This is a genomic window from Phytoamicus setariae (genome assembly GCF_016722925.1).
Classification (GTDB): Bacteria; Pseudomonadota; Alphaproteobacteria; order Rhizobiales; family Rhizobiaceae; genus Rhizobium_E; species Rhizobium_E setariae.
In genome coordinates this window covers 1-23931 of sequence record NZ_JAEQNC010000009.1, presented here as the reverse complement: position 1 = coordinate 23931, position 23931 = coordinate 1, and the positions used below count along the sequence as shown (strand labels likewise).

Here is a 23931-nt window from a genome sequence, read left to right as displayed (position 1 = left end):
AGAGCATATGGCGGTATTGAACCGCTATCATAGCTTATTCGTCAATGGCTTCACGCCCGGACATGCTCTCGATGTTAACCGCATAGAAGATGTGGCTTCTATCGCTGGTGACGACCTGAGGGCCCGGCTTGAGCGAACCGGGTTCCCACCAATCGTTGTCTGTCTGCAATGCTGTCCAGGCGCTCTCACGCTGGTCATCTCCAGTCAGCTCTTCGAACAGGCCGTTGACCAGCAGGCATTTCCACCTGCGTTTGTCGATGAAGTGCTCGATTTCAAGGCAGACATGCGAGTTTGCACGCATCCATTCAATTTTCTGGCCGGGCATGGAGAAGCTGACGATGCGATTGCTCACATAGTGGAAATAGATGGGCACCACATAGGGAATATTGTCTCGGCAGCAGGCAAGCCGCGCCAATCGGCTCTCTGAGAGCAGCGCTGTGCAATCGGAATGTCGCATCTCGCGGATGATCATATGCGGTTCCTCCATCTTGGCGGCGCGAAACGCATCTTCGCTGTCAGGTCGTTGCCGCGTCGGGTGTTACTTGGCGCAGCTTAATGTACCCGTCTTTCTTGCCATTGATCAGGGTCAAACCAGACCAGTGTGGGTACTAGAGTAAGGAACTATTGAAACGTGATTTGGTTTCGTGGCTCAGTGCCAGCCGGGTTTGTTCGGAGATGCCGGCGACGAAATGCAGTCCAGACGGGCGCCTTTGGCACCCGCCTGTTCCAGCAATTCGATGGAGCGAGCGACATTGTCGTTCGTCTGCCCGATGATCTCGGCTGCATCTGGATGCTTTCAGCCTTGATCCCGGCTTCCTTCACCCGCTTTTCCATCTGTCACCCCAACTTCCGTTGCCTGCTGGCCCGATCAATCCTTGCCGATAGCCCAAAGAATCTGCTGTTCGAACAGAGCCTTGTAGCCGTTCCAGGCGATGAACTCGTTGGGCAGCCAATGTGGACCGACATCCGATGTCCAGACGACGGTGCGACCCTTGCCATAGGTGCCGGCAACCAGCAACGGCAACGAACCGTAATCCGTCGACACGGTGGCGAGCACATCGGCGCCGTCCTTGACCACGACTTCGTTGAAGCCGAGCAGTGCGGGCCATTCCGTGCCGATGCCGGCGAGAATCGGATGGTCGGCGCGGCCGGAAACAACAGGCCTGAAGCTCTCCGGCACTTCGACGCGGTCGTCGACCGGCAGGCAGGAAACCGGAAGAATTTCCTCGATCGGCGTCTTGTGATAGCGCGCGCCGCCATTGATGCCCTGGAAGCTGTAGTAGCCGCCATACATCAGCAGAGCGCCGCCTTCGCGCACATAGTCGCGCAGCAGGCGCAAGCGGTTTGGCGTCGGCTTCGACTTGAGCCAGGTGTCGGGATGCAGCAGCAGCGTGTTGGCGCCGATATCCGACAGAACGATCGCGTCATATTCCTGCATGGCTTCGAGCGACTGCGGGAACTGGGCCTGTGCCTCATGCGACGGCATGAACCGGACATCCAGGGGACCGCCCTTCAGCGCGGCGAGCAGTTCGTCGGCGCCAGTGTGGTAGGTCGCGGTGGCAAACTGGTCGAAGCCCTTGATGTGGGTGGACGTAGACACCCAGGATTCGCCCGCCAAGAGCACCTTGTATTTGGACATGAAGACTCCCCGATTTGAATTCCGCCACTGCTGTGGCGTTGAACGATGGTTGATGACCGACAAGGTGTCGATCTGGAATTGGATGGCTCTCGACCGGTCAACGGACGAATGCGGCAATCTTCCGAACCATGCAAGCGGTATGAATTATAGTAAAGTGACTTAAGCCGGTGATTGCATCCTAAAAAGACGGCGGCGGCGCTATCGCAATTCATCGACATCAAGGCCGTCGGCGCGGCAAGCGCGCAGTCTATGCCGTGGGCGGCAATGCGGAGGCCGCGCGTCTTTCCGGCCTTGCCGCCTTCGTGCTTGCCGCCCGGCTCAATTCGGCGGAGGCGGTGGCGGGGCTCGGCTACGAGTTGACGGTCATCTCGGCCGTGGTGATCGGTGGCACTTCGCTGTTCGGCGGCACCGTCGTCGGAGCGGCACTGATTGGGGTCCTGCAGGACGGATTGCAGTTCAACAATGTGTCCTCCTACACCCAGTCCGTGGTTATCGGCCTGATCCTGATCCTTGCCGTGGCTTTCGACCGCTGGCTCAAGTCGAGGCGAGAATCTAGAGCGTCCGATGCACTATGTTCCGCTTCTCGCCGGCTTGAGCGATTCAAGGATGCGGTCTGCCAGCGACAGGAGCAGGGGGTCTTCGGCGCGCTCGGCCGCGCAGACGATATAGTAGGCTGCGGCGGCATTGATGGAGGTGGAGAATGGCTGGATGAGCCTGCCTTCGCTGAGATAATTGCGGGTCAGCACGTCTGAGACGAGCGCTATTCCCCGGCCCTGCACGGCAGAGGCGACAGCCTGCGCGACCGAATCCACCCGCACATGGGGGCTGCCCTGAAGGCTGACCCGGCAGGCGCGTGCCCATTTCTTCCATTCGTCACCCTCATCCTCATGAAGCACGGCAATGCCATTCAGCTTCCTGTCGCGGTGCTGCAGGTCGAGCCGGGGAAACAGGATAGGCGAGCAGACCGCCTGCAGCCGCACCTCGCTCAGCAACTGCCAGTGCTTTCCGGGGAAAGGCGGATTGTCATAGACGACCGCCATGTCGTTGGCCTCCCAATCGACTGCGGAATGGGCGATCGCCTCGTTGATCGTCAGGTTGGTGATATTGCGGCTTTCGGCAAACTCCACCACGACGCTGCTCAGCCAGGCGATGCCGAGCGCCGTCGGCACTGAAATCGTCAGCGATTTCGCTTGCCGGTCGGGATCCTGTTCGCGTGCCCCGCGCGCGGCAAGATCCAGTTGGCTGAGCGTCAAGGCAACGGCTTGCGAGAAATCCCGGCCCGCCTGTGTGAGCGCCAGGTTCCTTCCTGACCTCTCGAACAGCGCGATGCCGGTCGTGTCGCTCAGTTTCTTCAATTGCAGTGAGATGGCACTTGGGCTGAGATTCAGTTCCTCCGCCGCTGCCCTGACGCTGCCGAGGCGTGAGGCCGCCTCGAAGGCTGGCAGGTATTGGAGATACATCGCAAACCGTGGCATGAGATCTTTTCCATGGCAATCGTTGAGTTTTATAGAACGATTCTGTTCGAAATAAATCGATTTTTACTAACGGTTGACGATGGTATGCAGGATTCCGACAGGAGGCAAAAATGATCAAGGCAATACCGTTCAATTATCCATATGATGGCAACCTCGATCCCAAGGCGACAGCCCTGATTGTGATCGACCTGCAGCAGGATTTCCTTTCCGAGACGGGTTACTTCGCACGGCAAGGCTACGACCCATCGCCGTTGCGCGCCATCCTTCCCGCAGTCAATAAGCTTATCGACGCGTCGCGCGCTGCCGGTATCCGCATCATTCATACTCGTCAGGGCTACAGGGCGGATCTGGCTGATATGACGCCCTACGAGAAATGGCGCCGCAAGCGGAACGGGCTTGAAGGAACCGACGCTCTTCTTCGTTCCAGCCCCGGCTTTGAAATCGTGCCGGAAATCGAGGTTCTGCCCGACGATATTATCGTCGACAAGACCTGCAACAGTGCGTTTACCTATACGGATTTCGAGCACGTGCTGCGCGCGCAGGGCATTACCCACCTGCTGTTTACCGGCTGCACGACGGACGTCTGCGTGCACACGACATTGCGTGAGGCCTGCGACCGGAATTTCCAGTGCCTGACGATCACCGACGCATGCGCAAGCGGCGATCAATATGCCCATGAAGCGGCCCTGCATATGGTGACGGTCGAGGGCGGCGTTTTCGGCACTCTTGCGGATACTGCTGCTGTCCTTGAAGGCCTGGCCAAGCTTTCCGGAAGAGCTGCCTGATGGAGAGTGAAAAAGGCCCCCAGCGCTATATTTCCCTGATGCGTCTGACCGCAAAGGGGCTCGCAGAGCTTTCGGACAGCGCCAGCCGGCGCAAGACAAGCGAAGATCGGGTCGCCGCACTCGGTGGCCGCTCGATATCCTTCTATGCCGTCATGGGCATCTACGACTTTGTTCAGGTGTTCGAGATGCCGAGCAACGAAGCGATGATGCAATACGTGCTGACGGCGCGGCGGGACGGCCATGTCGAGCCTCTGATCCTGCCGGCTTTCGACACCCAGACCTATGGCGATATCGTCGGACGCATAAAGTAAGACAATCAAAACAAAGGGGAACATCGTGTCTTTCAAGCTTACAATGTCAGCGGCTGTCCTCGCTCTTGCGGCGACAACCGCCTCAGCTGCCGAACCGGGGTTCATTTCGGAAGGTACGCTCAACATCTGCACGACAGCGGCGTTTCCACCGCTGACATTCAAGAAGAGCCCTGGCGATACGGTGCCGATCGGTATCGATATCGAGATTGCCGAAGCGCTGGCCAAGAGCTGGGGGGCAAAGACCACCTACACGGTAACTGACTTTGCCGGATTGCTGCCAACCCTCGGATCGGGTCGCTGCAGCCTGATCGTCAGCGGCATTTACATCAATGAAGAGCGCCGCAAGAGCTATGACGGTGCGCGCTACATGAAGTCTGCGACCGTGATGGTCACGAAAGCTGACAACACCGAGTTGACGGGGCCGGAAATGCTCAGCGGCAAGACGCTCGCACTCGAAGCCGGTGCCTACTACAAGGAAGATCGCGTCAATCCGCTCAACAAGGATTTCGAAGCCGCTGGAAAGGCCCCGATCATCGTCCAGGATTATCCGGCACAGCAGGCCGCTTATCAGCAGGTCATGGTCGGCCGCGCTGATGCAACGCTGACGGAAGAAGCCGAAGGCGCCTATCGCGTGGCCGACGCCAAGGATCAGCTGAGGGTCGCCTACACCTGGAAGTCGGACTTTACCTACGGCATCTACATCCGCCGCAATCCGGAAGATCTGGCTGCCATTCGCGGCGCGTTGAAGCAGCTCAAGGCGGAGGGCTTCTTCGGCACTCTGGCCGACAAGTATGGTTTGTCGGCCGATGTCTTCGACGTCGACCACGACTCCTGAGGCAGGTCGGATAGATGTCCTTCGATCTGGGGCTATTTCTGACAGCGCTTCTCGCACCTGCCATGCTGAAGGGTGCGGGGGTCGCACTGATCCTGTCCCTGATCGTCTTTGTCCTGTCCTTCTTCGGGTGCCTGCCGCTTGCGCTTTGCCTGAATTCGCGCAAGCGGGGCCGGAACATCGCTGCTCAGGTCTATGTCTGGGTTTTCAGGGCGGCACCACTCATTCTGGTGCTGCTGCTGGTGTGGAACGGTTCGCCGCAGGTGTTGCCGATCCTCCTGAAGGTGAGCTGGTTTACACCCTTCGTGGCGGCCTGCATTTCATTTACGCTGGTCACCGTTGCCTATATGGCGGAGATCATGAAGGGTGCCCTGCGGGCAATCGGCCAGGGGCAGGGCGAAGCCGCCTATGCGCTCGGTCTGACACGTTTTCAGGCGTTCCGTCTGGTCATTCTGCCCCAGGCGTTGCGCATTGCGCTTCCGCCGCTGGTCAATGAGTTCATAAACCTGCTGAAGGTGACTTCGCTGGCCTATGTAATCTCGCTGCGGGAAATCATGGCCGTCGTCAACGACGCTATTGCCGCCTCGTTCCGGTTTGTCGAATGGTATTGCGCGGCGCTGGTCTATTACCTTGCCATCGTCTCGATTTTCATGCTGGTCCAGTCCTTCGTGCAGAAGCGGCTGAGATGAGTGTTTCGCCCGCCTCTGCGGCGGGCGAGACGTTCAGATGGCCTGCATCCAGCCAAGTCCGGCGACGGTATCGCCTGTTGGCCGGTATTCGCAGCCCACATAGCCACCATAGCCCAGCTCATCGAGCACTTGGAAAATCCTGGCATCGTTGAGTTCGCCGGTGCCCGGCTCGTTGCGTTTGGGCACCGATGCCGTCTGGATATGGCCGATGATCGGCATCATCTTCTCCAGCCCCTTCAGCACGTCGCCATGCATGATCTGCCGGTGATAGATATCGAACTGCAGTTTCAGGTTCGGATGATCGAGTTCGGCGATGATGTCGGCTGCGCGGTCAAAATCGTCGAGGAAATAACCGGGCATGTCGCGCTTGTTTAACGGCTCGATCACCAGCCCGACGCCGATCTCAGCGGTGGCGTCGGCGGCGAATTTCAGCGAGTCGCGGTAGGTCCTCTTGGCGGCCGCATCGGTGCCATCGGCAATACCTGCCATCATGTGCAGAAACGGCGTTCCGATGATACGGGCGTAGTCGATCGCTTTGTTGACGGTATGCCGGAAGTCTTCCTGCCTGCCGGGCAGCGCCGCGTATCCACGATCGCCGGCCGCCCAATCGCCGGGCGGCATGTTGAACAACGCCGGCCGCACCCCGGCTACCTGCAGCCATTCGGCGACGGATTCGGCGGGATGGTCATAGGGAAACAGAAATTCCACGGCTCCAAACCCAGCATCGGCGGCAGCCTTGAAACGCTGCGAAAACGGCACCTCGTTGAACATCATGGTGAGGTTTGCAGCAAATCTGGGCAAGTCCTGGGTCCTTTCGATGCAAATCAAGACAGCGCTCGCATGATTTCCTAGAGCGACATCCGGCCGGCTGCAATGCCCGGGATATTTTCGGGCGAGATTGCTCCCTCGTCGAGGCGACACCAAAACACGGAACTTGAAATCTAGCGGTATTTGCTATATATTCTGCCATATAAATACGATGCTGAATATGGCAAGGTGATTATATGGTCCAGGCGCGCAAAGTATCTGCACATGATGAACCGCTGGTCCTGTCGTTCATGGACCGAGGCGGCCAGATTGCCGTTGAGCAGGTGGCAAACGACTTCGGCATGTCCAAGGGGCAGCTTGCCGATACCGCCGGGCTGGCGCGCGAGACACTGTATCGAACGGCGCGGAGCGGAACCATAAAAACCCAGAGCCGGTTGCGCGAAATGCTCGAGATCATCGGCAGGGTCGCCGAATGGGCTGGTGGCAAGGAACAGGCGATGGCCTGGTATCGCGCCCAGCCGATGCCGGCATTTGCCGGGCGGACCGCCGAAGCGCTCGTCAAGGAAGGCAAGGCAGGGGCCGTGCGTGATTATCTCGATCATATGGCGCTTGGGGGCTTTGCTTGAGGTTCGTCGGTACCTGTTACCGGGCGCATGATCCGCGATGGTCGTTCAAGCCGATTTCCGGCGATGGTGCTGCCATTCGCGGTGCACGCTTCAATCCGAAGGGCGTGCCTGCTCTTTATCTCGGCCTCAGCATCATGACGGCGGTCAAGGAGGCCAATCAGGGCTTTGCCCACCGCATCGATCCCTGTGTGCTGTGCTCCTATGAGGTCGATTGCGATGATATCGCCGATCTGACGACGGAGCAGGGGCGAGACGAATATGCCGTCACGCTCGATGAACTTGCCTGCGGATGGGCATTGGCGCTGGCCGAGGGCAAGCGACCCCAGTCCTGGGGGATTCATGACCGGCTGCGTGCGCGGGATGTCGCCGGTATTGTCGTGCCCAGTTTCGCGCCCGGCGCGGAGCCGGATGACCGCAACCTGGTTCTATGGAAATGGGGCGAATCGTTGCCGCATCGGGTGAACGTGATCGATCCCAGCGGCCGGCTGCCAAAGGACCAGTTGTCCTGGCGTGAACCAGAATGATGCAGATTTGTCAGCCTGGTGATCTGATCCATCTCGACATCAAGCGCCGTGGTCGCTTCGGGGGTAGACGTTTGTTACCCGACCGAGGCCATCGATGGCGCTACGCACCCAGTCGAGCCGTTTGGCCGGTATCAGGCCGTAATTGTAGAAGTTGACGCCATCTGCACCAGCCGTGGCGGCTGCGACTACGCGCTCGCCAAGGACCTCCGGTCCGGAAACCTCGGTAGAAGACCCTGAGACCCACACCGAGGATTTTGTCCGGGCCGAGCGCGCCGCCGACCGGTATTGCGCAAAGCGCACCGATCCGCGATGGTGTTGGAAGCGAGTGCGTCCGCCTCACGCTTGAAAACTATCTCCGCGAGGAAGGAACGGCCGTTTGAGCGAAATCCATGATCCATTCAAGACCCGTCAACACGTCGCCGATTTCGACGCCATTGTCGAACGCTACGGGATAATGAGCGATGCGACCCGTGCGTCGAAGCGCCATGTCCTCGATATTGCCTATGGTGCCGACGGGGACGAACGCCTGGATATCTTCTTCCCTGCGAGCGACGGTAAACCCATGCCGGTGCACATCTTCATCCATGGGGGCTATTGGCGCGCCAACCGCAAGGAGGATTATGCCTTCGTGGCCGAAAGCATTTGTGCCGGTGGCGCGATTGCGGTGGTGATCGAGTATTCGCTGATGCCGAAAGTGCGCATGGCGCATATCGTCAAGCAGGTGCGGCGCGCAGCAGACTGGGTCTCGGGCAATATCGCCGGCCATGGTGGCGACCCATCACGGCTATCGGCGTCGGGCCATTCGGCTGGCGCCCATCTCGCCTCCTATCTCGGCGCGCGTGGCCCGCACGAAACCGCGCCGCTGAAAACGCCTGTCCGGTCGCTGCTGCTCGTCAGCGGCCTCTACCAGTTGGAGCCGCTGACCAAGAGCTTTCTGCAAGCCGAGATCGGTTTGACGCAGCAGGAGGTCGATCGCTGGTCGCCTTATGATGCGCAACCGGTGGAGGATATCAAGGCGACGCTTGTGGTTGGCGAAGACGAGACGGAACCGTTTCACAAGCAGGCGGAGGACTATGCCACCCTGCGTGCCGCACGCGGCACGCGAGCGCGCCGTTTTGTCCTGCCCGGTCTTAACCACATGAGCATCATCAGCGAGATGGGCAACCCGCAAACCGTCCTCGCCAGTCTCGTGGCGGAGACCATCGCCAGAAGCTGACCGCTCGCGCCGTTTGCTGCCCATCGATAACTATTGAATCGGAAAGGGGCGCCCGAAACCCCAGCCCTTTGCCGAAATGTGGGATCGGAACCACTTTGGAGCGCTGAACCCACTCGCGGGAGGACGTTGCAAGCGGCACTATTTGCCGAAGATATTTTCGTGGAGCTTTTCTCAGCTAAAGATGGCAGGCAGACGAGGGGTCAAGTTGGTTTGAAGCCGCCCGCTTGGCTACGGCCCCTCAACTCAATCTCTCTCGATTATTGCGCAACCTCTCCACAATTGTGCTATTCTTCTTTGCGTTTGAGGCCACGCCCATGCCGGAAACGCGAAAGATTGCGGCCATCCTGGTCGCGGATATCGTCGGCTATAGCCGGCTCGCGGGCGCGGACGAGGATCGCATTCTGGCGCGACTTAGGGCGCTGCGCAGCGATCTGATCGATCCGACTATTGCCGTGCATCATGGGCGCATCGTCAAGCGTACCGGGGACGGAAGTCTCATCGAGTTCCACAGCGTGGTCGATGCCGTGCGCTGCGCAATAGAAGTGCAGAACGCGATGGTCGAGCGCAATGCGGGCGTGCCGGAGGACCGGCGCATCGTCTTCCGCATCGGCATCCATCTCGGCGACGTCGTCGAAGAGAGCGACGGTGATCTGATGGGCGACGGCGTCAACATCGCCGCACGATTGGAAGGAATCGCGCAGCCGGGCGCGATCTGTCTGTCCGAAGATGCATTTCGCCAGGTCAGAGCGAGGCTCGACCTGGCGGTCAACGATCTCGGCGAGGTTCAGCTCAAGAACATAGAGCAACCGATCCGGGTCTATTCGCTTGAGGTTGGCGTCCCTGCCGAAGTGAAGTCCGCGACGCCAACTAAGCCCGCTGCGCCGGAAAAGGCTCCAGCGGGACTCTCGCCGCCCGACAGGCCTTCGATCGCCGTGTTGGCATTCCAGAACATAGGCGGCGATCCTGAGCAGGAGTACTTTGCTGACGGGATAACCGAGGACGTGATCACCGACCTCTCCAAGATCGGCGGCCTGCTGGTGATCGCGCGCAATTCGAGCTTCGCCTATAAGGGCAGGGCGGTCGACATCCGTGTGGTGGCCCGTGAGCTCGGCGTTCGCTCGGTGCTCGAAGGGAGCATCCGCCGCGCGGGTGGCCGAGTACGGATCACTGCCCAGTTAATTGACGCGGAAACCGGCGGACACCTTTGGGCCGAACGCTTTGATCGCGAACTGAGCGACATCTTCGCGGTCCAGGACGAGGTCACCCAGCGGATCGTTGACGCCCTGAAGATCAAACTGAGCCCCAGCGAAGCCGCGAGGCTCGATGCCGTCGAAACGACCAACAGCAGGGCGCACGACTTCTTCCTGCTTGGGCGCGAGCTGCTGTGGGGGACGATCAGGAACCGCGAGGCGTTCGGGCGCTCGATTGACCTCTTTGAGAAAGCGATTGCCGAAGATCCGAGCTATGGCGAGCCTTTTGCCGGCCTCGCGATGGCCCAGATTCTGAACTGGCAGTTCCACTGGACCGATGACTGGAGCCAGTCGCTCGAAAAGGCCGAGCGCCATGTCAACTTGGCCTTGCAGAAGAGTCCTCAGGTTGCCTTCGTTCATTACGTCGCCTCGGTGTTCTATTTGTGGAAAAAGGACCTCGACCGATCTGCGGTTGAATCGGACACGGCGCTGGACCTCAATCCAAACTTCGCTCAGGCGCACAACGCGCGCGGAATCGTCAACATCTATGCCGGCCAGCCTCTCGCCGCCGTCCCCCATATCGAGCAAGCCATCCGGCTCGATCCCCTGTACAAGCACCAATTTATCCACTTTCTTGGCACGGCCTATCTAGTCGCCGGCAAATTCGAAGCCGCCGCGGCACTGTTCAAGGAGCGTATCCAGCTCAACCCGGAGACCGATCTCTCTCGCGCCTTTCTTGCCGTCGCGCTCGGCCAATTGGGCGAGGCCGAGGAAGCGGCCCGCGTCTGGCGCGAGCTGATGGGGATCAATCCAAAATATTCATTTGCCGAGCACGTCGGGCGGCTCCCGTTTCGCAACAAGGCCGATGTTGACCGACTGACCGATGGGCTTAGCAAGGCGGGCATCTCGGGGTAAATGTATCATGGCGTGAAGCCTTCGTGCCGTGTCGAGCGTGTCCTGGGTGGTGGCTGGCTGCGGCAAACGCCCTCCTGTCCCTGTGCGCTCCGGATAAAAGCCGCTTTTGGTGGCGAAAGGCAGATTGACGACGCCTGCTGCATCGGTCAAAGCGTCCTGATCAAACTACGGAGGACTATTCGCATGCCCGCCTTCAATCCGCTCATCGCCCGGCTGTCTCCTCCGCCCATTCCGTCCGTGCTTGCCTGGGCAAAAGCCTATGACGGTTCGAGAGGGCAATTGATCGACCTGAGCCAGGCTGTGCCGGGCTATCCGCCGCACCCGCATATGCTCAACTGGCTTTCTGAAATGGCCGGCTCAAGGGATTACACCAGCTATGGCGCCATCGAAGGCGAGGATGTGTTGCGCGTTGCCTATGCCCAGCATATGACGGAGGTTTATGCCGCACCGGTGGCGGCTGACAACATCCACATCACCTCCGGCGCAAACCAGGCCTTCATGTGCGTGGCGATGGCGGTTACCGGTTATGGTGATACGGTGGCGATGACCAATCCCTATTACTTCAATCAGGAAACCACGCTCGCGATGCTCGGCATCAAGTCGACGCTGATTGCCTGTGACCCGCAGAACTCGTTCCTTCCGAACTTGGAAACGGTCCGGGCGGCGCTGGTGTCCGGCGTCAAGGCGCTAGTGCTGGTCACCCCGAACAATCCGACCGGCGCGGTCTATCCATCGGGATTGCTCCGGGAGATCTTCATGCTCTGTCGGCAGAACGGCACGTGGCTGATCCTCGACGAGACCTATCGCGATTTTCTGGCCGCCGATGCCGGGGCGCCGCATGATCTTCTTTCTATCCCCGGCTGGGAAGACAATCTCGCCCTGACCTACAGTTTTTCGAAATCCTATTGCATTCCCGGTCACCGACTCGGGGCGATTACCGCAGGCGCTGAAATGGTCGATCAGGTCGCCAAGATCATGGATAACCTGCAGATCTGCGCACCGCGCGCGCCTCAGGCAGCGGTCGCCAAGGCAATCCCGGCACTCCGCGACTGGCGCATCGCCAACCGTGCCGAAATTGCCGGCCGCGCCGATGCGCTCCGGGATGTGATGAGCCGGCTGCCGCATTGGGGCCTGCAGGCGCTCGGCGCTTACTTTGCCTATATCAAACACCCGTTCGAAGGCGTTCGTTCGGAAGTGGTGGCAGAGAAGCTGGCGCGCGAGGCCGGCATCGTCTGCCTGCCGGGTGTGTATTTCGGCGAGGGTCAGGAGAGCTACCTGCGCTTTGCATTCGCCAATGCGGATGCGCCAACGATCCGCTTGCTCGAGGCCCGGCTGGCCAATTTCACGCTTTAGTGTCGTGGCGTAAATGCGTGCCGCCCTCCGATGGTGAAGGACTATTGTTGCGCAATCCCCTATAATGATGCCCGCAGATGGCCGGTATCGCGGTGACGCGAATTCACGCAATCTGGAGTCTGACGTAGGATATCACTGCATCGGAGGAATGCATGGATTTCGACCTCACCGAAGAGCAACGCGCAATTGTCGGGATGGCCGCAGGCTTTGCAGCCCAGGAGATGGCGCCATTTGCCATCGAGTGGGACCAGAACAAGCACTTTCCGGTGGAAACCCTGCGGAAAGCTGGCGCGCTTGGTATGGGCGGCATCTATGCCGGAGAAGAGTTCGGCGGCTCCGCACTTGGCAGACTGGAAGCGGCGCTGATCATTGAGGCGCTGGCGACGGCATGTCCGTGCATCGCCTCCTATGTGTCGATCCACAACATGGTCGTGGGCATGATCGACCGTTACGGCAACGACGACCAGCGGGCACACTGGCTTCCGCGCCTCATCGGCATGCAGACACTTGCCAGCTATTGCCTCACCGAGCCGGGAAGCGGCTCGGATGCGGCGGCGCTGAGAACCCGCGCCGTTCGCGAAGGCGACCACTACGTGCTCGACGGCCAGAAGCAGTTCATTTCGGGTGCGGGTGCCACGGATGTCTATCTGGTGATGGCGCGCACTGGTGGGGAGGGGCCGAAAGGCATTTCCGCTTTCATCGTAGAGAGGGATGCTCCCGGTCTCTCATTCGGGGCCAATGAGAAGAAGATGGGCTGGAACGCCCAGCCGACGCGATCGGTCGTCATGGGGGCAGTCCGTGTTCCGGCCGCAAATCGTCTCGGCGCGGAGGGAGAGGGGTTCAGGTTTGCCATGGCCGGGCTCGATGGCGGGCGCCTGAACATTGCCGCCGCCGCTCTGGGCGGGGCGCAATCGGCGTTCGACAAGGCGGTCGTCTACATGCGGGACCGCAAGGCCTTCGGCCATGCGATCATCGATTTTCAGGCGCTGCAGTTCCGGCTGGCCGATATGGCCACCGACCTCGAAGTGGCGCGCACCTTCCTGATGCGCGCAGCCAAGGCACTGGACGACCAGTCGCCGGAAGCGACGCGGCTCTGCGCCATGGCCAAGAAACACGTCACGGATGTGAGTTTCGCCGTCGCCAACGACGCGCTCCAATTGTTCGGCGGCTACGGTTATCTCGGTGAATACGGCATCGAAAAGATCGTGCGCGACCTCCGTGTCCACCAGATTCTCGAAGGCACCAACGAGATCATGCGCCTGATCATTGCGCGATCGATCGTCGGCGGACAGTGAAAGGCATTCCATGGCCCATGGCGAACCCGAAATTCTCATCTCCCGCTCGGGATCCTCTGGCCATATCCGCCTCAACCGGCCGAAAGCACTCAACAGCCTGACATTGGCCATGGTGCGTGACATCGATGCGGCGCTCGATGCTTTCGCTGCAGATCCTGAGATCGCCGTCGTTGTGTTGACGGGGGAGGGTGAGCGCGGACTGTGCGCCGGCGGCGATATCCGCGCCATTCACCAGAGCGGCAAAGAGGGCTCGATGCTCGCCGAGCAGTTCTGGCGCGAAGAATACCGGCTGAATGCCCGCATCGCGTGGTTTCCGAAACCCTATGTCGCCATCATGGACGGGATCGTCATGGGCGGCGGTGTCGGCCTTTCCTCCCATGCCAGCCATCGTGTCGTCACCGACAGGACGCGGCTGGCGATGCCGGAGACAGGCATCGGCTTTTTCCCCGATGTCGGCGCAAGCTGGTTGCTGTCGCGCCCCGGCAGCGAATGGGGAACCTATCTCGGCTTGACCGGCACGCAGATCGGGGCGGCGGACGCGATCGCTGCCGGGTTGGCGGATTGGAATGTGAACCACGACAGGCTGGAAGAATTGTTGCAACAGCTCTCGCAACTACCTGCGGGCAGTGCCGTCGAAGCGGTGGACGCGGCTATCGATCGTTTTAGCGAACAGCAGCCCCTGGGCGCTACGGGCGAAATGACGGATACGATCGAGCGGGCCTTTTCCCACGCAACGATTGAGGAGATTCTCGCGGCGCTGGAGGCCTATGGATCGACTTTCGCCGCTGCAACGCGCGCGTTGTTGCTGACGAAGTCGCCGGTTTCCCTGAAGGTGACGCTTAAAATGCTGCTGCTCGGCAGGGCGAGCGCGACGCTCGAAGAGTGTCTCGCACGTGAATTTGCCGCGACACCGGCCGTGTTGACGAGCCACGATTTCTACGAGGGCGTACGGGCTGCCGTCATCGACAAGGACCGCAATCCACATTGGCGGCCAGCCACGCTTGCCGAAGCCGATGCCTATATCGATGCCTATTTCACCAGCCATCCGCGGCCGCTCTATTGACCGGCTCTCATCGGGAGGAAATGTCATGGCCACCATTGCATTCATCGGGCTCGGCAATATGGGTGGGCCGATGGCGGCCAATCTTGTCAAGGCGGGTCACACGGTCAAAGGCTTCGATCTGTCGGAGGCGTCGCGCAAGGCGGCTGCCGCCACCGGGGTCGTCGAGGCGGCGCGGCTGGATGAGGCGATAGGCGGCGCCGATGTCGTCATCACCATGCTGCCCGCCGGCACCCATGTGGTTTCGGTCTGGACGGAGCTTGGAAAGCTCGTTCCCTCAGGCACTTTGATGATCGACAGCTCGACCATCGATGTGGCGAGCGCCAACAGAGCGCATGCGATCGCGGCCGAACATGGCTGGATCTCTGTCGATGCGCCGGTCTCCGGTGGCACCGGCGGAGCGGCGGCCGGTACGCTGACCTTCATGGTCGGCGGCACCTCGCAAGCTTTCGCAAAGGCCGAGCCGATTCTGGCGCAGATGGGCAAGCGCATCATCCATTGCGGCGACGCCGGCACAGGCCAGATGGCTAAGGTCTGCAACAACATGATCCTCGGCATCAGCATGGCCGGGGTCTGCGAAGCCTTCGTGCTGGCGGAAAAACTCGGGCTTTCACATCAGGCGCTGTTCGATGTCGCCTCGACATCCTCGGGCCAGTGCTGGTCGCTCAACACCTATTGCCCGGTGCCCGGTCCCGTGCCGACGTCGCCCGCCAACAACGGCTACAAGCCCGGTTTTGCCGCAGCGTTGATGCTCAAGGACCTGCGGCTGTCGCAGGAAGCGTCGATGGCAGCCGGTGCGGCAACGCCGCTAGGGGCGCTTGCCACCCAGCTTTATGGCCTTTTTGCAAACGAAGGACACGGCGGTGAGGATTTCTCCGCCATCATCAATTTTATCCGCGGTCAGGCTGCGAAACCCTAGCGCACGGCGCATCACATCGTCGCGCCGATGCTCCAGGGCACGAACTCGTTATCCCCATAGCCCAGTGCTTCCGACCGTGTCTGCTCGCCGGAGGCGACGCGCAGGATCGATTCGAGGATCTCGCGCCCCTTGGCCTCCAGCGACACGCCATCGAGAACATCGCCGCAGTTGATGTCCATGTCTTCGCGCATCTGCTCGAAAATGTGGGTGTTGGATGCGAGCTTGATCGAAGGGGCGGGCTTGCAGCCGAAGGCCGAGCCCCGGCCCGTGGTGAAACAGAGAATATTGGCGCCGCCGGCAACCTGGCCAGTGGCCGAAACCGGATCGTAGCCCGGCGTGTCCATGAAGACGAGGCCGCGCTCGGTCACCGGATCGGCATATTCATAGACCGCCCGAAGATTGGTCGAGCCGCCCTTGGCCGATGCGCCGAGCGATTTTTCCAGAATCGTCGTCAGGCCGCCCAGTTTGTTGCCGGGGGAGGGGTTGTTGTTCATCTCCATATTGTGGCGGGCGGTGTAATCCTCCCACCAGCGGATGCGCTCCACCAGCTTTTCGCCGACGGCGCGGGTTTCGGCGCGGCGGGTGAGTAGGTGTTCGGCACCGTAGATCTCCGGCGTTTCCGACAGGATGGCGGTGCCGCCCTGCGCAACCAGCAGATCGACAGCCGCCCCGAGCGCCGGATTGGCGGTGATGCCGGAATAGCCGTCCGAGCCGCCGCATTGCAAAGCGAGCATCAGTTCGGATGCCGGTGCCTGCGTCCGGGTGGCGGCATTGACGTCGGGCAACATCGCCTTGATCGCCTCGACGCCGGCCTCGACAGTCTTGCGGGTGCCGCCGGCTTCCTGGATGGTCAGGGTGCGGAAGATGGTGCTTTCCTCGACGCCATAGGATTTCATCCAGCGGGGGATCTGGAAGACTTCGCAGCCCAGGCCGACCATTAGCACGCCGCCGACATTCGGATTGGTGGCAAATCCCCATTGGGTCTTCTTGAGAAGATCGTAGGCCGCGCCATCGACATCGAGCCCGCAACCTGTGCCGTGCACGAGCGAGATCACGCCGTCGATATTGGGGAATTGCTTGAGAATGCCCGACTGGTTGACCTGCTCGGCAATGAAGCGGGCGGCACTGGCCGAACAGTTTACCGAGGTCAGCACAGCGATATAGTTGCGGGTGCCGTACCTGCCGTCGGCGCGCCGGAAGCCTTGAAATGTCAGCCGGTCGCTGTCGGTGATGGCGGGCGTTTGCTTCAGCTGGTCGCCGAACACGTAATCGCGTTCGAATTCGTGCACATAGACGTTGTGCTCGTGCACCCAGTCGCCGGGCTCGATCGGCTGGCGGGCAAAGCCGATCACCTGGCCGTATTTCACGATAGGCTCGTTCTCGCCGATGCTGCGGATTGCCATCTTGTGGCCGCGCGGAATGCGAACCTTTGCAGTCACGGATTCGGCCTGATCGCCGGGATTGAAGGGATCGACGGCAAGCACGATGTTGTCGGATGCCGTAAGCTTGATGAAGCGAGCCATGATGCCTATTCGTAAACTGGATGGATATGAACCGCCGACATAAGGCAGCGGCAACCGTATTTCCGGCATTGCGCCGCCTTGGCGGGCCGCTGGTCATGCGACCGGCGACCCTGCCCGCTTTAGTAGGTTGTGCGCCCGCCGGAGAGGTCGAAGGTGGCAGCGGTGGTGAAGCTGTTTTCCTTGGACACCAGCCAGGCGACCATGGATGCGGCTTCCTCGACTTCGAGGAACCGGCCACGCGGGATCTTGTTGCGCATGTAATCGATAAACTCGGGGGTCAGCTGCTCGAGAATCCGGGTCTGGGCGGTTGCCGGGGTGATACAGTTGACGGCGATGTCGTAGCCCGCCAGTTCCTTGCCGAGCGATTTCGTCAAGCCCATCACGGCTGCCTTGGAGGCCGAATAGGCGGCGGCGTTGGGATTGCCTTCCTTGCCGGCGACCGAGGCGATGTTGACGATCCGGCCGTAATTGCGTTCCTTCATGCCCGGCACCAGTGCGCGATTGACGTAGAAGGTGCCGTTGACGTTGATGTCGATGATTTTCTTCCACATGTCGATATCATAGGTGTCGAGCGGCGCGGCAGCACCGGCGATACCGGCCGAATTGACGAGAATCGAGGCAGGGCTCGCGAGTTCCTCTGTCTTCTTTTGAGCGGCGTCGACCTGACCCCAATCGGAAATGTCGACGACCACCGTTGTCGCGGCCGTCCCCAGCACTTCCTTGGCGGTTGCGAGCAATGCTTCGTCCATGTCCCAGAGTGTCACTGTCGCGCCCGAGGCGACGAACCGCTTGGCCATGGCAAAGCCGAGGCCCTGCGCCCCGCCTGTGACCACGGCATGCTGGCCGTCGAGATCAATCCTGTTCATGCTGAAACTCTCCTCATTCGTTCCTGTAATAGCCTCTAGCCACGAAATTCATTTGCGGCGGCGCAATCCAGGCTCGGGCCGGTTGCCGAAGCTGGGTGTTGCGCCACTGTTATATTAGTGTAACTGACCGATCAAGATACCACCGCTGATTTTGCAGCCCCTCAAAAATGAAGCATGAATTGCGATTTCCAATGCCATATGCGGCGATTGGCCAGCAGCGGCTAGTCCATGGTGACTGCTGCAACTTCCAGCGCATTACGCAGCGACGTATTTAGGTGATCGCGCATGGCGCTGGCGGCAGCTGCCCCATCGTGGCGTTGCAATGCCTTCAGGATTTGCCGGTGCTGCTGGATGGTGACGTCGCCATAGCCGGGCTTCGGGATGGACAGGTAGCGACCACGGTCCATCTGCGCCTTGGAGATGTCGACGGCGCGCCACAGCATCTGGAAGTCATTGATTTCAGCGATTGTTTTATGAAAAACATCATCCAGGCGAATGGCTTCCGCAAACTTCTGGCGGGAAATGGCCAACTCGTGCGCGGCGATATTGTCTTCCAGGGCCTCGATATGAGCGGTCGTTATCTTGGTTGCGGCGCGCTTGGCGCTTTCCATCTCCAGCGCGCTGCGGATGACATAAGCTTCTTCGAGTTCCTTCAGGCTGATCGGGGCGACGAAGGTGCCGTTCTGTGCGAAGACATTGACGAGGCCTTCGTCGCTGATCCGCTTGACCGCTTCCCGCACGGGCGTCCTGGAGACGCCGAGCTGTTCGGCGATCGCTACCTCGTTGATCGCCTCGCCCGGTCGCATCTGGCCGCTGACGATAAGTCCCCGGATATATTGATAAATCTGGTCCCGGAGTGGAAATGTGCGGTTGAGGTTGGGTGTTTCCAGAGTCATCTCTTCCCAGGCTGCTGTGGCTGATGATATGCACTCAGCAGCATCATAATTATACTAGGATGTCAACGGTCAGGCGCCACATTCGCTGACATTTGCGGAAGTTTGGTGTTCATCCGTGTGGGTGAAAAAGGTATCTTGCGGGTGCTATTATACTAGTGTAATCAATTTTCGTCGCCGATCCGGGAGGGATCAGCTTGTTCGGCGGACGCCCCGATCTCAGGGGTGTATTGCATGGTTTTTCAATCCAAGGGCAAAAATGAAACGATATGAAGCGGTAGTCGGCATTTGCAGTCCCTGCGCCGACGATTTCGATGAAGTGCTCGTTGTCCCCCAGGTGACGGGGTGCCGCATGGCTGTCTCGTTCCTTGTTCGTTGTCCCTTGCCGGCGGGCGTCGCGTTACGGTTTGGGGCGCAAAGATGACGTCTAGCCGTCCCGCTCTCCGAATGCGCGATATCAGCAAGCAGTTTCCAGGCGTGCGGGCGCTGTCGGGCGTCAGCCTGACGGTTCGTTTCGGCACGGTCCATGCGATCGTGGGCGAAAACGGCGCCGGAAAATCGACGCTGATGAAAATCCTCAGTGGCACCTATCAGCCCACGGCCGGGTCGATCGAGATCGACGGCGCTGAAGTTCGCATGCACAATCCCGCCGATGGCCAGAAGCTGGGCATTCGCATGGTGCACCAGGAACTCAACCTGGTGCCGGATCTGACGGTTGCCGAAAATGTCTTCCTTGGCCGCATGCCGACCAGACGCGGTATGCTTGATCGGGGCGAAATGGTGCGAAACGCCGCCCGCGTCCTCAAAGAACTCGGCACCGTCATCGACCCGAACTGTCGGCTGGGTGACCTGACGATCAGCCAGCAGCAGTTGGTTGAAATCGCCAAGGCCTATGCGGCGGCGCCGCGCATTATCGTGCTCGATGAACCGACCTCCAGTCTCAGCGAGCATGAAGCCGGCATCCTGTTCGGAGTGCTGCGCAAGATGCGCGATGCCGGAATCGCCATTATCTATATCAGCCACCGGCTGCGCGAAGTGCTCGATATTGCCGATGAGGTGACAGTACTGCGCGATGGGGCGATGATCGAAACCCGGCCTGTCGCGGGCATCACTGCCGCTGACATGATCCGGCTGATGGTCGGGCGCGACGTGAGCGACCTGTTCCCCAAGGCTGAGGCCGTCATCGGCTCTCCGGTACTTGAGGTGGAAAATCTCAGCGACGGCGAGCACTTTGCCGGGGTCAGCTTCGATGTCCGGGCCGGTGAAATTGTCGGGCTGACGGGCCTTGTCGGGGCCGGCCGCACGGAGGTCGCGCGCGCCATCTTCGGCCTTTCCAAGCGCACGGCGGGCACGATCAGGATGCGCGGCCAGACAGTTGCGCCAAAATCGCCCGCTGATGCCATGCGGGCGGGCATCGCCTATGTCCCGGAGGATCGCAAGGGCGACGGAATTGTGCCGGGCATGTCGGTGCGGGAAAATATCGGCCTGCCGATCATCCGCTCCCTGACGCGTATGGGCTGGATCAAGGATTCCGACGAGAAGCAACTCGCAAAGCATTATGCCAAGCGCTTCTCGATTGTCCCGCCGGACCCGGAGCGGCGTATTTCAACGCTTTCGGGGGGCAACCAGCAAAAGGCCGTGCTGGCAAAATGGCTTGCGGCCAAGCCCGCGCTGCTGATCCTCGACGAACCCACGCGCGGCGTCGATGTCGGGGCGAAATCGGACATCCACGCCATCGTCGGTGAACTGGTCGCAGAAGGAATTGCCGTTCTGATGATTTCTTCGGAGCTGCCCGAGGTGCTGGCCGTCTGCGACCGCGTGGTGGTTATGCATGAGGGCAATGCCGCCAAGCCGCTGATGCGCGACGAGCTTTCGGAAGAAAAGATAATGGCACTCGCAACCGGGGAGGGCGTCCAATGACAATCGTTTCGGAGGTTGCCCGGCAGCCCGAGCCTGCGGACCGCTTTTCGCGTGCAAACCGCACCCTCGAAATATTTGCGCGCGGCGGCCTGCCGTTCATCATTGTCGCGGTCATGGTCTTCGGCGCGCTCAGTAGCCCGGTCTTTCTGACGACTGGCAATTTTCTGAACGTGCTGACTTCGATGTCGATCGTCGGGATCGTCGTGGTGGCGATGACCTATGTACTTGTTGTCGGCGGCCTGGCAGATCTGTCTGTTCCGGCGACGATTGCCTGCGGCGCCATTCTGTCGCTTGCCCTGCAACCGACATTCGGAACGGGCGGAGCCTTTGCGGTGGCCGTGCTGGTTGCCGGTGCGACCGGTCTCATCAACGGTCTGCTGATCGGTTATGCCCGCGTCAACGCCATCATCGTCACGCTCGGCATGGGCACGATCATCCTCGGCATCGTGCAGGCTCTGGTTGGCGGCGTGATCGTCTATGGCGCCGACGCAAGCTCCGGTGATTTCGTCAAGTCACGGCTGTTCGGCATCCCCATGGTGGTGATCATCTTCATAGTCGTTGCCATCATCGGTCACCTCATCCTGTCGCGCACCTTCTGGGGCCGCTGGACGACTGCGACCGGCGGAAACTATTCGGCTGCTGAAGCCAGCGCGGTTCCCGTGCGGGCGGTAAAAGCTGGTGCTTTCGTGTTTACCGGCATTGCGTCCGGCATCAGTGGCGGGCTTCTCGGGCTGACGCTGCAGGCGGCGCGGCCGATGGTCGGCACCGGATATGAATTCAGTGCCATCACTGCCGTCGTGGTCGGCGGCGTCTCGATTATCGGTGGCTTCGGCAGCGTGCCGCGGGCAATCGCCGGACTGATCTTCGTGCAGTTGCTGACGAATGTGATGGTGCTGCAGGGGGTGCGTACGCCCGTGCAGGGTCTGGCTTTGGGAATTCTGATCGCAGGCGCGGTCGCAAGCGACCTGGCATTGCGCCGGCGGGGAGTAGTCTCGTGAACGCTCTTTCATTTGCCCTGCGCTATCGCGTCGGCTTCATCCTGCTTGCCACGCTGTTGCTTGCTTCGATCCTTGTTCCGGGTTTCTTCAGCCTCGTCACGCTTGGGCTGGGACTGGATCGCGCCGCGACCATGGGGCTCATTGCCATCGGTCTGACGGTGTTGCTGATCTCTGGTCAGATCGACCTTTCCGGCGGTGCGGTGTTTGCGGTTTCAGGCATCGTCTCGATCATCCTGCAGCCGACGCTGGGCATCGGTCTGGCCGCCTTGGTCGGAGTTCTGACAGGTGCGGCGGCCGGGATGATCAATGGCTGGCTGGTGGTGCGGCTCGGCATCAACTCGCTGGTGGCGACGCTTGCCTCGATGCTCGCCTTTCGCTCGATCGCCCACTGGATCACCGAAAGCCAGCCGGTCAGTGGTATCGACATGATGTTCTCGCTGGCGATCAGCGAGATCTATCTGGAAATCTTCACACTGCGCAGCGCGCTGTTTCTGGTCGCGATAATTCTGCTGCATTTCTGGTTGGTTTACACGGTGCCGGGCCGCAACCTGTTTGCGGTCGGCTCGAGCGCCATGGCCGCAGAGGCAAGCGGCATCAATTCGAACCGAATCTTCTTCTCGGGCTTCGTCTTCGCAAGCACCCTTGCGGGTGTCGCGGGCGTGCTGCAGGCGTTGACCATGAACACCGGTTCGCCTGTCTTCGGCAGCGACCTCACCGTCATGGTCATCGCCGCTGTCGTGGTCGGTGGAACCCGCATCGAAGGCGGGCGCGGCTCGGCGCTTGGCACGCTGGGCGGAATCCTGACCATCGCCTCGCTGACGACCGCGATGGAGTTCCAGTCTGTACCCGCCTACATCCAGCAGATTGTTGCAGGCTGCATTCTAATGCTTTTGGTCGTGCTTGATCGAACGATCAGAACCCGGCCGCTCACAGGTCCGGAAGTGCCGGCATCCCGATAACCGATATCAATCATAAACGGAGGACGACAATGATTGCACATACCAAGAAGCTTCTGGCGGCCGTAGCGCTGACCTGTGTGGTGACCGCGGGAATGGCGTCGGCAAAGACTGTTTGCTACGTCACGGCTGCGGACTCACATGCTTATGCGACACCGGCCAACAAGGCGCTTGAAGCGCGCGCTGCTGAACTCGGCATCACCATTCTGAGCCTCAGCCAGAATTTCGACGCCCAGACTGGCACCGACCAGCTTAACACCTGCATTGCTCGCCGCGTCGATGGCATCATCTTATGGCCGCTCGATCCGCAGGCCTATATTCCGGGCCTTGCCCGCGCCAAGCAGGCCAATATCCCGTCGATCCTGATCAATTCGCCGATGGCCGAGCAGGCAAATGCGTTTATCAAGTCGTTCACCGGCCCGGATGTCTACGAAGAGGGCAAGATGGCCGCTGACTCGCTCAGCAAGGCGCTGAACAACGAGGGCGCTGTCGTCATCATCGCTGGCCAGGCCGGAAATGGCACCACGATCGGTCGCGTCGGCGGTTTCACCGATCGGCTCAAGGAAGCCGGCAGCAAGATCGAGGTCCTCGATACGGTCAACGCCGATTTCGACCAGCAGAAGGCACTTGTCGCCAGCCGCGATCTGATCACCCGCTTCGGCGACAAGATCACCGGCGTCTACTCCAATGACGACACGATGGCACGAGGCTTCATCGACGCATGGAAGGAAGCCAATCCGGGCAAGCCGACGCCGCCGATCGTCGGGATCAACGGCCAGAAGGATGCTTTCGAATCCATCCGTTCGGGTGAAATGTACTCGACGATCGTGCAGTCGCCGGTCGAGGACGGCAAGCTCGCGATCAACACCATGAATGACATTCTCAGCGGTAAAGACGTGGGCGCCCGCCTGCCGATCCCGCTGACCGTCGTGACCAAAGAAAATGTCGAGTCGGTCGAACCGGCGTTCTGATAGTCCTGACCTGAATATGCGGTGGCCGCAAATGCGGCCATCGGATAAAATGAAGAAGGCCCCGGTTCATTCAGAACCGGGGCCTTTTTTATGAAGTAAGTAAACCTCCACCTACGGTGGAGGACTGGACGTGTTCTACATCGTAGTTGAGAGACCTCCGTGCTTGGACCGCTATTTTATGCGCGACACAGAACGGAGGTTCTATGG

Annotated in this window: 23 protein-coding genes and 2 pseudogenes; 17 read left to right on the top strand and 8 right to left on the bottom strand. The window is 60.4% G+C overall.

Annotation, left to right across the window (positions count from 1 at the left end):
- Nucleotides 1–34: 34 nt before the first annotated feature.
- Nucleotides 35–472, bottom strand: a complete 438-nt coding sequence (locus tag JJB09_RS16465; RefSeq protein WP_201660423.1) for a pyridoxamine 5'-phosphate oxidase family protein — start codon at nt 470–472, stop codon at nt 35–37.
- Between the two features lie 396 nt (nt 473–868).
- Nucleotides 869–1639 (bottom strand): glutamine amidotransferase, encoded by a 771-nt coding sequence (locus JJB09_RS16460; protein ID WP_201660421.1) that lies wholly within the window; start codon nt 1637–1639, stop codon nt 869–871.
- 197 nt (nt 1640–1836) lie between these two features.
- Between JJB09_RS16460 and JJB09_RS26940 the strand changes: the two are divergent.
- Nucleotides 1837–2184: pseudogene (locus JJB09_RS26940) on the top strand (ABC transporter permease); the annotation flags it as partial.
- 24 nt (nt 2185–2208) lie between these two features.
- Here JJB09_RS26940 and JJB09_RS16450 read toward each other — a convergent pair.
- Complete coding sequence (locus JJB09_RS16450) at nt 2209–3114, bottom strand: LysR family transcriptional regulator (RefSeq protein WP_201660418.1); 906 nt, start codon at nt 3112–3114, stop codon at nt 2209–2211.
- Between the two features lie 110 nt (nt 3115–3224).
- Here JJB09_RS16450 and JJB09_RS16445 point away from each other — a divergent pair, with 110 nt between their 5' ends.
- The 4 genes from JJB09_RS16445 to JJB09_RS16430 are packed head-to-tail and all read left to right on the top strand — an operon-like array spanning nt 3225 to nt 5731.
- On the top strand, nt 3225–3899 hold the full coding sequence (locus JJB09_RS16445; protein ID WP_201660415.1) for a cysteine hydrolase family protein: 675 nt from the start codon (nt 3225–3227) through the stop codon (nt 3897–3899).
- Nucleotides 3899–4210, top strand: coding sequence for a GYD domain-containing protein (locus JJB09_RS16440; RefSeq protein WP_201660413.1), 312 nt, complete (start codon nt 3899–3901; stop codon nt 4208–4210). Before JJB09_RS16445 ends, JJB09_RS16440 begins: the two co-directional genes overlap by 1 nt.
- A 25-nt stretch (nt 4211–4235) precedes the next feature.
- Complete coding sequence (locus tag JJB09_RS16435; protein WP_201660410.1) at nt 4236–5045, top strand: transporter substrate-binding domain-containing protein; 810 nt, start codon at nt 4236–4238, stop codon at nt 5043–5045.
- A 14-nt stretch (nt 5046–5059) separates the two neighbouring features.
- Nucleotides 5060–5731: an amino acid ABC transporter permease gene (locus JJB09_RS16430; RefSeq protein WP_201660407.1), complete on the top strand. Its 672-nt coding sequence runs from the start codon at nt 5060–5062 to the stop codon at nt 5729–5731.
- A 33-nt stretch (nt 5732–5764) separates the two neighbouring features.
- Here JJB09_RS16430 and otnI read toward each other — a convergent pair whose 3' ends face one another.
- A complete protein-coding gene (gene otnI / locus JJB09_RS16425) occupies nt 5765–6532 on the bottom strand; it encodes a 2-oxo-tetronate isomerase (RefSeq protein WP_201660405.1) in 768 nt (255 codons plus the stop codon).
- A 203-nt stretch (nt 6533–6735) separates the two neighbouring features.
- Between otnI and JJB09_RS16420 the strand changes: the two genes are divergently transcribed.
- Nucleotides 6736–7125 carry an antitoxin Xre/MbcA/ParS toxin-binding domain-containing protein gene (locus JJB09_RS16420; protein ID WP_201660402.1) on the top strand — a complete coding sequence of 130 codons (390 nt, stop codon included), beginning with the start codon at nt 6736–6738 and terminating at the stop codon, nt 7123–7125.
- The gene (locus JJB09_RS16415) at nt 7122–7649 is read left to right on the top strand and encodes an RES family NAD+ phosphorylase (RefSeq protein WP_201660399.1); all 528 of its coding nucleotides are present in this window, start codon (nt 7122–7124) and stop codon (nt 7647–7649) included. Before JJB09_RS16420 ends, JJB09_RS16415 begins: the two co-directional genes overlap by 4 nt.
- A 39-nt stretch (nt 7650–7688) precedes the next feature.
- Here the strand turns inward: JJB09_RS16415 and JJB09_RS16410 are convergent.
- Nucleotides 7689–7920, bottom strand: a pseudogene (locus JJB09_RS16410) (hypothetical protein); the annotation flags it as partial.
- A gap of 105 nt (nt 7921–8025) precedes the next feature.
- Between JJB09_RS16410 and JJB09_RS16405 the strand changes: the two are divergent.
- From JJB09_RS16405 to mmsB, 6 genes are all read left to right on the top strand, one after another.
- Nucleotides 8026–8865: an alpha/beta hydrolase gene (locus JJB09_RS16405; RefSeq protein ID WP_246748757.1), complete on the top strand. Its 840-nt coding sequence runs from the start codon at nt 8026–8028 to the stop codon at nt 8863–8865.
- A gap of 314 nt (nt 8866–9179) precedes the next feature.
- Nucleotides 9180–10970: an adenylate/guanylate cyclase domain-containing protein gene (locus JJB09_RS16400; protein ID WP_201660936.1), complete on the top strand. Its 1791-nt coding sequence runs from the start codon at nt 9180–9182 to the stop codon at nt 10968–10970.
- Nucleotides 10971–11153: 183 nt separating this feature from the next.
- On the top strand, nt 11154–12323 hold the full coding sequence (locus tag JJB09_RS16395) for an aminotransferase (RefSeq protein ID WP_201660396.1): 1170 nt from the start codon (nt 11154–11156) through the stop codon (nt 12321–12323).
- Between the two features lie 152 nt (nt 12324–12475).
- Complete coding sequence (locus tag JJB09_RS16390) at nt 12476–13618, top strand: acyl-CoA dehydrogenase family protein (protein ID WP_201660393.1); 1143 nt, start codon at nt 12476–12478, stop codon at nt 13616–13618.
- A gap of 10 nt (nt 13619–13628) precedes the next feature.
- On the top strand, nt 13629–14681 hold the full coding sequence (locus JJB09_RS16385; RefSeq protein ID WP_201660391.1) for an enoyl-CoA hydratase/isomerase family protein: 1053 nt from the start codon (nt 13629–13631) through the stop codon (nt 14679–14681).
- Nucleotides 14682–14706: 25 nt separating this feature from the next.
- Nucleotides 14707–15597 carry a 3-hydroxyisobutyrate dehydrogenase gene (gene mmsB / locus JJB09_RS16380; RefSeq protein ID WP_201660388.1) on the top strand — a complete coding sequence of 297 codons (891 nt, stop codon included), beginning with the start codon at nt 14707–14709 and terminating at the stop codon, nt 15595–15597.
- Nucleotides 15598–15608: 11 nt separating this feature from the next.
- Here the strand turns inward: mmsB and JJB09_RS16375 are convergent, their stop codons facing one another.
- The 3 genes from JJB09_RS16375 to JJB09_RS16365 form a co-directional block, all read right to left on the bottom strand.
- A complete protein-coding gene (locus tag JJB09_RS16375; protein WP_201660385.1) occupies nt 15609–17120 on the bottom strand; it encodes a UxaA family hydrolase in 1512 nt (503 codons plus the stop codon).
- A 119-nt stretch (nt 17121–17239) separates the two neighbouring features.
- Nucleotides 17240–17986 carry an SDR family NAD(P)-dependent oxidoreductase gene (locus JJB09_RS16370; RefSeq protein WP_201660382.1) on the bottom strand — a complete coding sequence of 249 codons (747 nt, stop codon included), beginning with the start codon at nt 17984–17986 and terminating at the stop codon, nt 17240–17242.
- A 221-nt stretch (nt 17987–18207) separates the two neighbouring features.
- The gene (locus JJB09_RS16365) at nt 18208–18882 is read right to left on the bottom strand and encodes a GntR family transcriptional regulator (protein WP_201660379.1); all 675 of its coding nucleotides are present in this window, start codon (nt 18880–18882) and stop codon (nt 18208–18210) included.
- A gap of 417 nt (nt 18883–19299) precedes the next feature.
- Here JJB09_RS16365 and JJB09_RS16360 point away from each other — a divergent pair, with 417 nt between their 5' ends.
- From JJB09_RS16360 to JJB09_RS16345, 4 genes are read left to right on the top strand one after another with little or no spacing between them, the layout of a single operon-like run.
- Nucleotides 19300–20799, top strand: a complete 1500-nt coding sequence (locus JJB09_RS16360; RefSeq protein WP_201660376.1) for a sugar ABC transporter ATP-binding protein — start codon at nt 19300–19302, stop codon at nt 20797–20799.
- Complete coding sequence (locus JJB09_RS16355) at nt 20796–21797, top strand: ABC transporter permease (protein ID WP_201660373.1); 1002 nt, start codon at nt 20796–20798, stop codon at nt 21795–21797. The genes JJB09_RS16360 and JJB09_RS16355 overlap by 4 nt, the downstream gene beginning before the upstream one ends.
- Nucleotides 21794–22756, top strand: coding sequence for an ABC transporter permease subunit (locus JJB09_RS16350; protein ID WP_201660371.1), 963 nt, complete (start codon nt 21794–21796; stop codon nt 22754–22756). Before JJB09_RS16355 ends, JJB09_RS16350 begins: the two co-directional genes overlap by 4 nt.
- Before the next feature lie 29 nt (nt 22757–22785).
- Nucleotides 22786–23724, top strand: coding sequence for a sugar ABC transporter substrate-binding protein (locus JJB09_RS16345; protein ID WP_201660368.1), 939 nt, complete (start codon nt 22786–22788; stop codon nt 23722–23724).
- Nucleotides 23725–23931 lie beyond the last annotated feature (207 nt).

Coding starts and splice junctions, on each gene's coding strand:
- JJB09_RS16465 (WP_201660423.1), bottom strand. CDS start 472: ATGATCATCCGCGAGATGCGACATTCCGATTGCACAGCGCTGCTCTCA.
- JJB09_RS16460 (WP_201660421.1), bottom strand. CDS start 1,639: ATGTCCAAATACAAGGTGCTCTTGGCGGGCGAATCCTGGGTGTCTACG.
- JJB09_RS16450 (WP_201660418.1), bottom strand. CDS start 3,114: ATGCCACGGTTTGCGATGTATCTCCAATACCTGCCAGCCTTCGAGGCG.
- JJB09_RS16445 (WP_201660415.1), top strand. CDS start 3,225: ATGATCAAGGCAATACCGTTCAATTATCCATATGATGGCAACCTCGAT.
- JJB09_RS16440 (WP_201660413.1), top strand. CDS start 3,899: ATGGAGAGTGAAAAAGGCCCCCAGCGCTATATTTCCCTGATGCGTCTG.
- JJB09_RS16430 (WP_201660407.1), top strand. CDS start 5,060: ATGTCCTTCGATCTGGGGCTATTTCTGACAGCGCTTCTCGCACCTGCC.
- JJB09_RS16420 (WP_201660402.1), top strand. CDS start 6,736: ATGGTCCAGGCGCGCAAAGTATCTGCACATGATGAACCGCTGGTCCTG.
- JJB09_RS16400 (WP_201660936.1), top strand. CDS start 9,180: ATGCCGGAAACGCGAAAGATTGCGGCCATCCTGGTCGCGGATATCGTC.
- JJB09_RS16395 (WP_201660396.1), top strand. CDS start 11,154: ATGCCCGCCTTCAATCCGCTCATCGCCCGGCTGTCTCCTCCGCCCATT.
- JJB09_RS16390 (WP_201660393.1), top strand. CDS start 12,476: ATGGATTTCGACCTCACCGAAGAGCAACGCGCAATTGTCGGGATGGCC.
- JJB09_RS16385 (WP_201660391.1), top strand. CDS start 13,629: ATGGCCCATGGCGAACCCGAAATTCTCATCTCCCGCTCGGGATCCTCT.
- mmsB (WP_201660388.1), top strand. CDS start 14,707: ATGGCCACCATTGCATTCATCGGGCTCGGCAATATGGGTGGGCCGATG.
- JJB09_RS16375 (WP_201660385.1), bottom strand. CDS start 17,120: ATGGCTCGCTTCATCAAGCTTACGGCATCCGACAACATCGTGCTTGCC.
- JJB09_RS16370 (WP_201660382.1), bottom strand. CDS start 17,986: ATGAACAGGATTGATCTCGACGGCCAGCATGCCGTGGTCACAGGCGGG.
- JJB09_RS16365 (WP_201660379.1), bottom strand. CDS start 18,882: ATGACTCTGGAAACACCCAACCTCAACCGCACATTTCCACTCCGGGAC.
- JJB09_RS16360 (WP_201660376.1), top strand. CDS start 19,300: ATGACGTCTAGCCGTCCCGCTCTCCGAATGCGCGATATCAGCAAGCAG.
- JJB09_RS16355 (WP_201660373.1), top strand. CDS start 20,796: ATGACAATCGTTTCGGAGGTTGCCCGGCAGCCCGAGCCTGCGGACCGC.
- JJB09_RS16345 (WP_201660368.1), top strand. CDS start 22,786: ATGATTGCACATACCAAGAAGCTTCTGGCGGCCGTAGCGCTGACCTGT.